The sequence below is a fragment of the Bradyrhizobium sp. B120 genome, from assembly GCF_049075665.1.
Taxonomy (GTDB): domain Bacteria; phylum Pseudomonadota; class Alphaproteobacteria; order Rhizobiales; family Xanthobacteraceae; genus Bradyrhizobium.
In genome coordinates this window covers 5,638,554-5,650,716 of record NZ_CP185242.1, presented here as the reverse complement: position 1 = coordinate 5,650,716, position 12,163 = coordinate 5,638,554, and the positions used below count along the sequence as shown (strand labels likewise).

Annotated in this window: 14 protein-coding genes; 9 read left to right on the top strand and 5 right to left on the bottom strand. The window is 63.6% G+C overall.

Annotated features, from left to right (window positions below; translation table 11 throughout):
- Positions 1 to 52 precede the first annotated feature (52 nt).
- On the bottom strand, positions 53 to 484 hold the full coding sequence (locus tag ACOIX3_RS26255) for a hypothetical protein (protein ID WP_420964914.1): 432 nt from the start codon (positions 482 to 484) through the stop codon (positions 53 to 55).
- 183 nt (positions 485 to 667) lie between these two features.
- On the opposite strand from ACOIX3_RS26255, the gene ACOIX3_RS26250 reads away from it, so the two are divergent.
- The 7 genes from ACOIX3_RS26250 (at position 668) to ACOIX3_RS26220 (ending at position 8,047) form a co-directional block, all read left to right on the top strand.
- Positions 668 to 895, top strand: coding sequence for a hypothetical protein (locus ACOIX3_RS26250; RefSeq protein WP_420964913.1), 228 nt, complete (start codon positions 668 to 670; stop codon positions 893 to 895).
- A gap of 129 nt (positions 896 to 1,024) precedes the next feature.
- On the top strand, positions 1,025 to 2,455 hold the full coding sequence (locus ACOIX3_RS26245) for a caspase family protein (RefSeq protein ID WP_420964912.1): 1,431 nt from the start codon (positions 1,025 to 1,027) through the stop codon (positions 2,453 to 2,455).
- A 72-nt stretch (positions 2,456 to 2,527) separates the two neighbouring features.
- Positions 2,528 to 4,552 carry a pyrroloquinoline quinone-dependent dehydrogenase gene (locus ACOIX3_RS26240; protein ID WP_420964911.1) on the top strand — a complete coding sequence of 675 codons (2,025 nt, stop codon included), beginning with the start codon at positions 2,528 to 2,530 and terminating at the stop codon, positions 4,550 to 4,552.
- 344 nt (positions 4,553 to 4,896) lie between these two features.
- Positions 4,897 to 6,066 (top strand): sterol desaturase family protein, encoded by a 1,170-nt coding sequence (locus tag ACOIX3_RS26235; protein ID WP_420964910.1) that lies wholly within the window; start codon positions 4,897 to 4,899, stop codon positions 6,064 to 6,066.
- A gap of 169 nt (positions 6,067 to 6,235) precedes the next feature.
- Entirely contained in the window at positions 6,236 to 6,679 is a 444-nt protein-coding gene (locus ACOIX3_RS26230; RefSeq protein WP_420964909.1) for a hypothetical protein, read from the top strand.
- A 125-nt stretch (positions 6,680 to 6,804) separates the two neighbouring features.
- Positions 6,805 to 7,422, top strand: a complete 618-nt coding sequence (locus ACOIX3_RS26225; protein WP_420964908.1) for a hypothetical protein — start codon at positions 6,805 to 6,807, stop codon at positions 7,420 to 7,422.
- 331 nt (positions 7,423 to 7,753) lie between these two features.
- Complete coding sequence (locus ACOIX3_RS26220) at positions 7,754 to 8,047, top strand: HdeA/HdeB family chaperone (RefSeq protein ID WP_223970317.1); 294 nt, start codon at positions 7,754 to 7,756, stop codon at positions 8,045 to 8,047.
- Here the strand turns inward: ACOIX3_RS26220 and ACOIX3_RS26215 are convergent, their stop codons facing one another.
- From ACOIX3_RS26215 to ACOIX3_RS26205, 3 genes are read right to left on the bottom strand one after another with little or no spacing between them, the layout of a single operon-like run.
- Entirely contained in the window at positions 8,048 to 8,509 is a 462-nt protein-coding gene (locus tag ACOIX3_RS26215; RefSeq protein WP_420964907.1) for a PaaI family thioesterase, read from the bottom strand.
- 46 nt (positions 8,510 to 8,555) lie between these two features.
- On the bottom strand, positions 8,556 to 10,031 hold the full coding sequence (locus ACOIX3_RS26210; RefSeq protein WP_420964906.1) for an amidase: 1,476 nt from the start codon (positions 10,029 to 10,031) through the stop codon (positions 8,556 to 8,558).
- The gene (locus ACOIX3_RS26205; RefSeq protein ID WP_420964905.1) at positions 10,028 to 10,354 is read right to left on the bottom strand and encodes a hypothetical protein; all 327 of its coding nucleotides are present in this window, start codon (positions 10,352 to 10,354) and stop codon (positions 10,028 to 10,030) included. The genes ACOIX3_RS26210 and ACOIX3_RS26205 overlap by 4 nt, the downstream gene beginning before the upstream one ends.
- Before the next feature lie 90 nt (positions 10,355 to 10,444).
- Between ACOIX3_RS26205 and ACOIX3_RS26200 the strand changes: the two genes are divergently transcribed.
- Both ACOIX3_RS26200 and ACOIX3_RS26195 read left to right on the top strand, forming a co-directional pair.
- Complete coding sequence (locus ACOIX3_RS26200) at positions 10,445 to 10,753, top strand: hypothetical protein (RefSeq protein WP_420964904.1); 309 nt, start codon at positions 10,445 to 10,447, stop codon at positions 10,751 to 10,753.
- 196 nt (positions 10,754 to 10,949) lie between these two features.
- Positions 10,950 to 11,180 carry a hypothetical protein gene (locus ACOIX3_RS26195; protein WP_097676056.1) on the top strand — a complete coding sequence of 77 codons (231 nt, stop codon included), beginning with the start codon at positions 10,950 to 10,952 and terminating at the stop codon, positions 11,178 to 11,180.
- Between the two features lie 31 nt (positions 11,181 to 11,211).
- On the opposite strand, the gene ACOIX3_RS26190 is transcribed toward ACOIX3_RS26195, so the two are convergent.
- Positions 11,212 to 11,418, bottom strand: coding sequence for a hypothetical protein (locus tag ACOIX3_RS26190; RefSeq protein ID WP_092115349.1), 207 nt, complete (start codon positions 11,416 to 11,418; stop codon positions 11,212 to 11,214).
- Between the last annotated feature and the right edge of the window lie 745 nt (positions 11,419 to 12,163).

Genomic DNA, 12,163 nt, shown 5'->3' with positions numbered 1-12,163 from the left:
ATTGGCTTTGCAGCCATCGAACTCGGCAAGATCGCGGAGGGCGGGCTGATAGCTAGGGTTTGGGGCTCCGTTGCGCGTCGGCCGTGACGGAGCTCTCGACCGGCTCGTAGGTCTCGGTCACGCAATTGTCGTCAGCCTCCACCTGCCGGCGATCGAAGATCGCGCCGTCATTGATGAAGACGCGATAGGTCTGCGTCCCGAGCGGCTTGCCGATCACCGAAGTCAGTTCGGCGCGCACGCAGGCGGTCCAGCCGGTGCCGCGCGGGTCGTGCAGCGGAGCGGAGACCCGCACATGGGCCGGCTGCGAGCCGGCGGTGAACACCGAATCCAGCTTGCCGGCCACCAGCCGCTTGACGTCCGGAGGCGTTTCGAGCGGCGCCGGCTCGGTGGCCTTGACCTTCAACATGTCGGGCCATACCGCGTGGCTGTCCGCCAGCCCGCAGCCGCTCAACATCAAGGCGGCGCCGGCCAGCAGCGCCGCCACTTGTACCTGTCCCTGTCCCATCGAACTAATTTAATGTGCCGCCGCCCACATTGCGCCCCCCTGGTGGGGCTGAATCCGCATCGCGCGGCGCTTTGTCGATCAACAAATGTCGAGCGACAAGCTATGTTTGGGGTAGAGGTGTTGCCGGATGTTTCTGCGGCTGCGGGGGGGAGAGAGACTGACATGAAAAGCTTCACGGTTGCTGCCGTCATTCTGGCGCTGATCGCGACACCGACTTTGGCCCAGAGCCGGCGAGGCGGCGGGGGCGACGAACGGAAGACGGAGAAGAAGCCCCAGATCGACGAGAAGGCCTACAAGGCCGCACTTGATCGTATCCCGGAGCCCAAGGAGAAATACGATCCCTGGGGCGTCACCAAGCCGGCCGCCGATCCAGCCAAGAAGCCGAAATAGCCGGGCCCATCCGATCCCTGCGACAATTCGGGCGTGAGAACCGGTGCCGGCGGCAGCAGATTGCCGCACGGCATGAACCTTCACCTGACGGCTATCGACCCATCTCCGATGTCATTGTCGGAGGCCGCCATGCTTCGCCGTTCCCTCCTCAGCCTGATCGTTCCGGCTGCGATCCTGTTCGGCGCCGTGCCGGCACTGGCGGAAAGCCGTCTGGCGCTGGTGATCGGGCAGTCCGCCTACAAGTCGGTGCCCGCGCTGCCCAATCCGGCCAACGACGCCAGGGCGATGTCACAAATGCTGACCGATGCCGGCTTTGCGGTGACGACGGCATCGGACCTGTCCCAGGATGAGATGCGCGCAAGGATCAGCGACTTCGCCGGCCAGGTGGCGGCGAAGGGCGCCGACACCGTGGCGCTGGTGTTCTATGCCGGGCATGGCCTGCAGATCGATGGCGAGAACTATCTGGTGCCGGTCGATGTCGATCCGAAGCGCGAGGCTGATATCCCAATCCAGGCGGTTCGTCTCAACGACATCCTGAACACGCTGACCTCGGTGCCGAGCCGGATGCGCATCGTGCTGCTCGATGCTTGCCGCAACAATCCCTTCCCGGAACTCAGCAAGACTGCCGGGCATGGGCTTGCCATCGTCGATGCCAAGATCGGCGCGCCCGGCACCTTCGTCTCGTTCTCGACGTCACCGGGTGCCGAGGCCGAGGACGGCAGCGGCGCCAACAGTCCCTATACGACCGCGCTGCTGGCTTCGGCGAAGGAACCGGGGATTCCGATCGAGGTCACGTTCAAGCGCGTTCGCCTTGCAGTGAACAAGGCGACCGACGGCCGCCAGACCCCGTGGGACTCCTCGTCGCTGACCGACGACTTCCGCTTCATGGCAGGTACGTCAGCCTCGCCCGCGGCCGCGCCGGCGCCGGCCGCGACCAAACGCAGCGTCGACGAGTGGAAACGCGACTTGCAGGGCAAGCCGATCGAGGTTGCCAACGAACTGATGGTGGTCGACGGCACCGATGAAGCCTATGAAGCCTTCGCCGCGATCTTCGCCGGCACGCCGCGCGGCCTGCAGGCGCGCGACTGGCTCGATCGGCATCGCCGCATGGTGGCCTGGAACGACGCCATTCTCGCCAACACGGCGGCGGCCTATCGCAGCTTCCTCGTGCTCTACCCCGACAGCGATCTCACGGCCACCGCGCGCAAGATGATCGAACGGCTGCGCTACCGTCCCGATCCGACGGCGGCGCTCGCGCTCAGTGTGCCCGCGACCAACGTCGCGCTGGCGGCGCCGACTTGTCCCTGCAACACCGCGCCGCCGCCGGAGCAGCAGAAGGCCGCAGCGCCGGTGAAGAAGCGTGCCGATCCGGATCCGCCGCGTCGCGCCGGCAAGCGCCCGCCGCGCGTCGTGGTCGAGGACGACGTCGTGGTGGTGCGCCGGCCGCCTCCAGCCGTGGTTTACGAGCCGGTCGGCCCGCCGATCGGAATCGGGATTGGCATCGGCGGCGGTGGTTATCGCGGCCATTATGGCGGCGGCTATCGCAGGGGTGGATACTGACGCGCCAATCGCGTAAAGGGTTTCCCCGCATGAGATGCGGCGTTTGATGGTCGCATCTCGCGGGAGGACGCAATGCGGTCGCTGTTTTGCCTGCTCGTCGCGCTGCTGCTGTGTGCTCAACCTGCGCTCGCCTGGGAGTATTGGGGCGGTGACCGTGGTGGACAGCGCTTCTCCCCGCTGACGCAGATCACATCGGACAATGTCGGCACGCTGGTGCGCGGCTGGGAATTCCGCACCGGCGATCTCGACGCGCGTCCGCCCGAGGTCATGAAGCGCACCAAGTTCGAGGTGACGCCGCTGTTCGTCGAGGACAGCCTGATCTTCTGCACGCCGTTCAACGAGGTGATCGCGCTCGATCCCGGCACCGGTGCGCAGAAATGGCGTTTCGATCCGAAGATCAGCATGGCGCAGCGGCCGGCCAATCGCTTTGTCTGCCGCGGCGTCGCGCACTGGACCGACGATCGCGCGGCGGATGGTGCGGCCTGCAAGTCGCGCATCTTCACCGGCACCAATGACACGCGCCTGATCGCGCTCGATGCCAGGACCGGCAAACCCTGCGCTGATTTCGGCAACAATGGCGAGATCAAGATCGACGCCGGCATGAAGCTGGAATGGCCGGGCGAGTTTCAGATCACGTCGGCGCCGGTGACGGGACGCGGTGTGGTCGTGGTCGGATCCGCGATCGGCGACAACCGGCGGGTCGATGCGCCGGTCGGCGTGGTGCGCGCCTTCGATGCACGGACCGGCCAGCCGCGCTGGACCTTCGATCCGCTCGTGCATGACAGCGTCGAGGCCGGCCACAGCAACGTCTGGGCACCGATGTCGGTGGACGAGGAGCGCGGCCTGGTGTTCCTGCCGACGACATCGCCCAGCCCCGATTTCTGGGGCGGCAGGCGCCCCGGCAATGACGAGCACGCCAATTCCGTCGTCGCGCTGCGCATCGAGAGCGGGGAGCTCGCATGGGCATTCCAGACCGTGCATCACGACGTCTGGGACTATGATCTGCCGGCACAGCCGACGCTGGCGCGGATCGACACCGGCAACGGCATGCGCGACGTCGTGATCCAGCCGACCAAGCAGGGCTTCGTGTTCGTGCTCGATCGCGACACCGGCAAGCCGGTGTGGCCGGTCGAGGAGCGCGCGGTGCCGCAGAACGGCGCCGAGGGCGAGACACTGTCGCCGACACAGCCGTTCCCGACCCATGTGCCGCCGCTGCTGACGCAGCGGATGACGGCCGACGATGTCGGCGGCCTGCTGCCGGGCATCGGGAGCGCGGCGTGCGAGAAGCTGCTCGCGCAATCCCGCAATGAGGGGCTTTACACGCCGCCGTCGACGCAGGGCACGATCATTTATCCGATGACCGGCGGCGGTGTGAACTGGGGCAGCGCGGCCTTTGATCCCGTCAACCAGATCCTGTTCGCCAATGTCAGTCACGCGGCGCATGTCATCACGTTGATTCCGCGCGATCAGGCCAAGGGCTTCAATCCGCCGCCCGGTCACGATTTCGGCCAGCAGCAGGGCGCGCCGTTTGCGATGTCGCGGGCGCTGGCGAGTACCGAGGTTGGGTCGCCCTGCAACAAGCCGCCGTGGGGCGAGACGGTGGCGGTCGACCTCAAGGCCGGCAAGATCCTTTGGCATTCGTCGGTCGGCACCAGCGAGGATCTCGCGCCGCTCGGCATCGCGCTCAATACCGGCACGCCGCTGCTCAGCGGCGTCGCGATCACCGCGGGCGGACTGGTGTTCACCGGCGCGATGGATGCCTATCTGCGCGCGTTCGATGTCAAGTCGGGCCGCCAGTTATGGCTCGGCCGGCTTCCGGTGCCGGGCGTCGCCAATCCGATGACCTATCTCTGGAAGGGCGAGCAGTATGTCGTGATCGGCTCTGGCGGCCATTCCGAGGGCGGCACATCGATCGGCGACAGCGTGGTGGCATTTCGCCTGCCGCGCCAGGGCGAGGGGGCATCGTTGTGGACTCGCCTGATCGACTGGCCCGGCGGGCGGTTCGCCGCCAAGGCTGTCGCCGCCGGACTCGTGCTCGTGGTCCTCATCGCGCTGTTGTGGCGCTGGCGGCAGAGTCGTCGCTCGCGATCCGCTTAGGTGCTCCCTGCGGGCGCGCGCCTCCAAAATATCGAAAACAACCCCATGCAAAGTAGCCGGCGGCTGCCGGCGTTCGAAAGGCAGCTTGACACGTCGGGCAACTCAGGGATATTTTTCTAATATTCCGAAATGGTGCGGGCGCCGCCTCGCTGCGCCAAGGCGCGATGAATTCAGGTTCTTCGCCGCCTCTGATTGGTCCGGTATTGTGTGCAGTCCGGACTTCTCATCAACGATCCTCGACCGCCGCATTTGACCCAAAGCGGACTTCGACTTCTGGCAATTTTAACTCTTATCGGCCATCTATGTATCCTAGACGTTGAATTTAACTAAACTCTCGCGCGCCTATGCTGACGCGCTTCAGAATCTTTGTCGGGAGACCGTTGATGGCTCAAGAAAGTTCGAGGCCGCGTATCGGCGAAGGGCGCATCGGCAGTTCTCTCTGCGCCGCGATCGGCGTGCTCAGCGTCGCTGCGGTGCTATGCCTGCGCTACCCCGCCTTTCTCACGACGCCTGAGCTGCGCGTCCATTACGACGTCGAGCTGCTCCGCCTCACCCTCGCGATCGCCATGGTCGTCGGTGCCTGGCTCGGCGTCATCGGGATCGTGCTTGGCGGCCCGCGGGTGCCCGCTACGATCGGCCTCAGCGCGCTTTTTTTCGCCACGCTGCTTGGCGGGCCCTACGTGCCGACACCAGATTTTCTGCAGCCGCGCTTCTATCTCGGCCTCGACTGGCTGGTGCTCGATCTATTCTTCACCGGCGCAGCATTCGTGCTGCTCGAGTGGGTCTTCCCACGGGTGCGGCCGGAGCAAGGGCCGCTCAGCCCCGGCTGGAGGCTCGATCTCGCCTATTTCGGAGTCAACCACCTGCTGATCGGCGTCTTCCTGGTGGTCTCGACACATTTTGCCCATGACTATTTCGCCTGGGCGATCAGCCCGTCACTGCAAGCGCATGTCGTCGCCCTGCCGGCGATCGTCCGCTTCGTGCTGGTGATCCTGGCGGCCGATGCAGTCGAATACATCTCCCACCGCGCCTATCACGAGGTGCCGTGGTTGTGGCGAATCCATGCGGTTCATCATTCGCCCGAACACATGGACTGGCTCTCGGGATCGCGCCTCCATTTCTTCGAGCCGTTGGCAACGCGCGCCCTGGTGCTGGTGCCGATCGTCCTGCTCGGCTTCCCGCAGGACACGATCTTCGCCTATCTCATTTTCATCTCTGTGCAATCGGTGCTGATCCATTCAAACATCAAGATGGATGTCGGCTGGCTGCGGTACGTGATCGTCACGCCGCAATTCCATCACTGGCACCACGCCTCGGACGCCGAGGCCATCGACAAGAACTACGCGGCACACACGCCGCTGTTCGATATGCTGGGCAGAACCTGGCACCTGCCCAAAGACCGCTGGCCGGTCAAATACGGAACGGTGAAGCCGATCCCCGGCGGCATGCTCGGCCAGTTCGCGCACCCCTTCATCGGGCCGGTGAAGGAATTCCTCGAACATCGGGACCCATGAAGCGGCGTGTTCCGCTGTTGCCAGCATGAGAGTCGCAGCGTGTTTGCTTTGACCCATAGCGAACCTATGTGGGCTCGCCAGCTTTTGACCCTTAGCTGACATTACTGTCTCGCGCTATCGGCCCATACGGCTGGCAATAGTGATAGCGCACGAGTATCATCGAACTATCATGAGGCAACACCTTCTTTTCTGCCTGCTGATAACATTGGCTATGGTTCGGCCAGCTGATGCGTGCTCATCTGGAGTAGAGTATCCCCAGACGTTTCTGGATCGATTGCCTTCCTCTGCACTCACACAATCCGTGGTCGCAGTTATCGAGCCCATCGAACTCCTGCCCCCACGATGGGCGGAAGGCGATGCTTGGGGAACCACACCACTTGTGAAAGTACGGGTCATCGAAGCCGTACAGGGTGTCTCCGAAGGGCAGACCTTTGTCGTCAATATCGGCGGCTGGATGTGCGGCGGCAAAGTCTCTCGGAATTCACTACTGGTCGTAGAAAAACGGCACTTCTACATCACAGGTCAGTTTGCGAGCACTGATAAGGGGGATGTTGAATTCGTTGGCAAGTGGGTTGGAAACGAACGCGTTCGGATTTTCCAACGTGAACAATGAATGCTCGATTTCCACTTCTGGCCCCAAGCAGACCTGAGGCCGGCGCGGATAGAAGTCAGTTTTTGGCCCAAAGCGGACATTGCGTGCCGAGCAGCAAGTAAGCTCGGGGGTTATTGGGGCGCGCCATGGTCTACAAATTCGATCCGATACACTTTAACGGAACAATCTTTGATCTCGATGATGCATCGGTGATGGTCACGGGATCGACGCAATTTATTCGTCAGAACCTTCCTATCCCAGCGTCTTATTTTCCGAAGTCTCTCACCTTCGAAGCTGCCTCCGCCAGACTGCCTGATATGTTTCACATGTCCAGGGGCGACTTCATTTTCTCTGAGCGAGCGCGCGCGGTGATCGATGATTGGGCCCTAGGCCAAGTCGAGTTCATTCCCGTGGCGTGCCGTGCGAAACCGGCAATCGCCGCAACTCTCAAGTTCGATAGTGCTTACTATTTCGTCAACATCCTTGGTCGTGCTCAGCGCGTGTCGTGGTACGAAACGCCGTCAAGGCCATTTGGTCCGCAGGCCGACGGAGTGGAGCGCTTTGGTTTGACGCAAAATTTCCACAAGTGGAGACTGAGAGACCGTTTGTTGGGAGAGCCATTCATTTGGTGTGAAGAATGGTGGCGTGATGGCAACAAGGAGTATAGGGGGCATGACGAAGTTCTTGTCGACGACGTTCTTTGGCGAGAACTTGACGCCAATTTTCCCGATCAATTACATCCGCTGCAAGCCGGTGATGAGTGACGCGGCTTTGCGATAAGGTCCGCTTCTGGCCCTGGGCGGACATTCCCCAAAGCATCGCCGATGTCGGCTTTTGAGAGCGACACGGGCTTCGCTATCCTCGCCCGCATACACTGGATTTTTGAGTACACACCCTGATCTCATCACGTTTCAGCGCGGCGCCGTCACAAATCAGAAACACGAATTCTCAATCCGTGCACCGAAACGACGTGCGGATAGGCGCGCGCGATGTCATGCTTGCGTTCGCCGCGACGCTTCGCTTACGAGGTCGCGAGCGGACGCGCCGGGCTTCCGGCGCCTGTTCATTTTCAGATCATTGCCCAAGGAGATTGCGATGAAGATCACTGCCTCGATCATGCTTGCCGCTGCACTCGCGCTGTCGTCCGCGCCGGCCAACGCCACCGTGCTCGATCTCTCGACCATGACCTGCAAGCAGTTCGTCGAAGGCGGCGACGACACCATCAAGATGGTGCTGGTCTGGATGGATGGCTGGTACAAGGGCGACTCGGACGAGGCGATCATCGACACCGACGTGTTCGTCGAGAACGCCAAGAAGTTCGGCACCTATTGCGGAAAGAATCCGACCATCAGCATCGTCAACGCCGCCGAGGCGGTGCTCGGCAAGTAGTTATCCAGGCAGCATCGCGAACGCGCTCGACACCATCGCCACCGGCTTGTTGTCGGTGGCGGAGGATAGCGTGACGCGGCCGAAGCTCATGGTGCGGCCGAGCCTGACCACGCGGGCGTCGGCCAGCACATCGGACGCGGTCACCGCGCGCATGAAATGCGTGGTCTGGTCGACCGTCGTCATCGGACGATAGCCTTTGTTGGCCGCGAGATTGGCCAGCACCATCGCGGTGTCGGCGAACGCCATCAGGGCCTGGCCGCAGACGATGCCGCCATTGCGGCACAACCGCTCCGAGAACGGCATGCGCAGGATGGCGCCGGGCTGCCAGTCGGCATCGCTGCCGGCGGGCGGCGCGATGTCGAACTGCTCGATCGACAGATTGAGATCCTGCACCCATGGCGCAAAGACGTCGCCGAGCACGCGTTTCGCGTCGTCGATCCCGAATTCACCGGCCTGCTGCATGACGTTCCGTTCCCTCCGCTGATGTTCTTGCTTGCTGATTTATTGCCTAGTTGCGCGTGACATGCACGCCAGGCCGCTTGCCGTCATTCCACTTGCCGTCGATCGCCCGTTCGATCTGGGCGGCGAGTTGCAGCAAGAGGCCGTCATCGGCCTGCTTGCCGATCGCCTGGATGCCGAGCGGCAGGCCGTGCTCGTTGGTCGCGAGCGGCAGCGAGATCGCCGGGATGCCGCAGAGATTGGCGAGCGGCGTGAAGGCGAAGTTGCGCCAGAGATTGCCGAACCAGTCCAGCACCGACGGGTTGTCGCTGATGGTGAGATATTCCGTGGTGCCGATCTTCGGCGTCGGCAGCGCCGTGATCGGCGTCAGGATGATGTCCCAATCCGCGAAGAAGGCGCCGAAGCCGCGCGCCGTGGTGTTGAACACCGCCTGCATGCGGGCGCGGTCGGCGAAGCTGAAGTCGCGGCCATGCTCCCAGATCCGGATATTGATCGGCTCGATCAGGTCCGAAGGCGGCCGCGTCAGTCCGCGCGCCGCGAGCATGTTGCCGATCACGACGGCGAAATTGCTGATGTAGCAGGTGGTCTGCGCCGCGAACGCTTCCGCGTAGTCGATCGCCGGCAGTGCGTAATCGACCTGATGGCCGAGGCTCTCGAGGAAACGTCCGACCCGCTCGAGCTCGGCTGCGATGTGCGGCGTCGCGCGATAATCGCCCCAGGTGTGGGACAGCGCGATTCTGAGCCGGCCGGGGTCGCGCGCGATCATCGCGGTATAAGGCTCCGGCGGTGTCCAGAACGGCATGAACTCGCCGGGCGCCGGGCCACGGCAACTATCGACAAAGGCTGCGGTGTCGCGCACCGAGCGCGACTGGCAGCCCTGGATCGAGACGAGGCCGGTGAGATCGGACAGATGCGGTGCGAGCGAGAACACGCCGCGCGACACTTTCAGCCCGATATTGCCGTTGACGCCGGCGGGAATCCGGATCGAGCCGCCGCCGTCGGTCGCATGCGCGATCGGCACCGCGCCGGCGGCAACCATCGCCGCGCTGCCGGCCGACGAGCCGCAGGTGGTGTAGTCGGTGTTCCAGGGATTGCGCGTGACATAGACCGCGGGGTTCTCGGCCGAACTGCAGACCCCGAACTCCGGCGTGGTGGTGCGGCCGATCAGATTGAGGCCGGCCTTGCGCAGCTTCGTCGTCAGGAAGGTGTCGGCCGTGGCGCGGTTGCCGCGCATCATCAGCGAGCCCATCTCCTGCAGCCGGCCCTTCAGCGTGGGGCCGAGATCCTTCATCAGGAAGGGCAGGCCGGCGAACGGCCCGTTGAGATCGGCGCCGTCGCGCGCGGGATCGGCGATCACGTCGTCGAACAGCTCGACCATGCCGGAGAGCGCGGGATCGACCTTGGCTGCGGCGGCGGCAGCCTGCGCCGCCAGCTCCCGCGGCGTCAGCTCGCCGTTCCGGACGCGCTCGGCGAGCGCCGTTCCGTCGTGCCGCGTCCATTCGTCCCAGCTCATCGCCAAAGTCATGTCGTCGATTCCTTTTCTGCTTTGTTGCGCAGTGTAGTTTGGGGGGCCGCCCGGTCAAACCATCGCGCGGACGTTGCGCCGGCGTTGTGCTCGGGCGCGCCGGCGCTGCTGTCCGACGCGCTCGCGCGGCGTTGCAAGCACCGTGCCCGGCTTGAAAATGCCCCAGTTTTGGCGCCCAAATGCCCCTCGTCAGTGGTGGGGGCGTCCATGTTCCGCAGGTTGGTATTGCTGGGCGGCGTGATCGCGATCGGGCTTGCGCTCGGCAGTTGCACGCGATGCGGGCCGATCTGGGACGACTGGACGCAGTCGCCGAAATCCTGCAAGTCAGACCACCTCTAGGGCAGGGGCGGGCGCGCTTGGCGGCGGCTTTCTTGGGGTGATATACCGCTGACGAAAATGCAGGGAGCGTTCTTATGAGAGTTTTGGGCGCAGTTGCGGTTGCGGTGCTGCTGTCGGCACCGGCCTATGCGCAAATGCCGAACGTCAATCTGATGCCTGAGGTCAAGACCAAGACCCAAGATGAGAAGGATCAGGATGCGATCAACGACCGGGCCTACAAGAACTCGCTGAGCAAGATTCCGGATGCCAAGGGATCGGCCGATCCCTGGGGCGCGGTGCGCAGCGATGCGCCGCCCAAGGCGGCGGCCCATCCTCCCGCCAAGCCGAAGACCAAGACCGGAAGCTCCGCGCAGCCCGGAGGCTCCGCGCAGCGCAGCCAGTAAGCCCCGTTCGGGGCGGCTTCGTCCGCTTCCTGCAGACTCGGATTTTGCCGGCGTCCCCCTATATTGGGGGCGTCGTCAGTTGGAGCGTTTTCGAGCGAAGTGGATACCGGTTCGCGGGAAGAAAACGCGTCAAAACTAGAATCTAGAGCCCGGTTCCGATTCAATCGGAACGGGGCTCTATTCCGGAGTTGCGGCAATGGTGTTTCGTCCGCGCGATCTCGCCAGCCGGATGGCCGCACGGCGCAAGCCGGATGACGGCTATCTGCGCGAGACCTTCAGCCTGCCGCGCGACCAGGCCCGCCTGCGGGCGCGCGACTTTCTCAAGCGCTACCCGAAGGCCGCCTATATGAGCGCGGTCGAGAGCTGGCGCGAGCTGCCCGGCGGCGACATCGAGTTCACGATGCGGCGGCTGGCAAGCGCGGACTGAAGCCTTGCCGGCTTGCCGGACAGGCTGCGCCTCAATCCTGATCGCGGTGTCCGCGGGTCCGTCCGAGCCCGAGATTGTTCAGCTCGCGGTCGATCCGCAGCTGCACGCGGCGGATCGCTAACAGGTCGAGTTTGGCTTCGGTCTTGCCCGTAAAGACCCGATCGCCGATCTGGAAACGCCATTTCCAGACGCCGGGCATGAGCTGCGTGACGCTGAATTCGACGCCCTTGTGAATCATCTGGAACGGTTCCGCGAATGAATGGCGGTCGTCGATATTTAAATCAAAGGTTGTACTAATGATTAACACCCGTCAAAGGATGGAGTGAATCGTCGCGCCCGTTTGGGCGTCGTTGCGGATCCCGAAGTGGATCCGTTCGCCGGCAGCGTCGCCTTGCCTCGCGATGCGCAATCGGTGCGTCGGCCGGACAAGTCAATGTTACGAACACTGCCGGAACCCGAGTCTTCCCGTGAACGCTACGTAGTTTTTTTGGGCGTCAGGAGGGGTACCAAGGTAGTATGCAGATTGTGCCAATGGTGATCCGGCGTCGCCAAATCCTTCGGCGACTCGTTGATTATCCGATGCAGCCGAGACGAAGGTCGCGGCGCCTGCTCGCGGAACTTTGTTCTGCCCCGGAGAACTACGGATCGCGCCGCGCCGCAGGCCAGACGCTTCGACAACGGCTCCCGTCGGCGCACTCGGATCCGCCCGGTTTCATTTGGGCTGATGCCTGACAGCACAACGCCGCCCGCTTGAAATGCTTGCGGACGGCGCTGGCCCTAGCCCCAGGACGGTGTGCAAAATCCTGATAGCTGGAAGCCTATACAATTTGTGCCACGGGACATGTCCCAAATTGGCTATCACGGCGATCAATCCGGACCGCGTTGCCTCGGCGCCTCACCGCGTTGCCGTCGCCGATGGTGCTGACGCTACGCGGAAGCGGGCCGTTCGATTCGCGAGCGAGGAGGCGGCCTCTAAGGCTAGA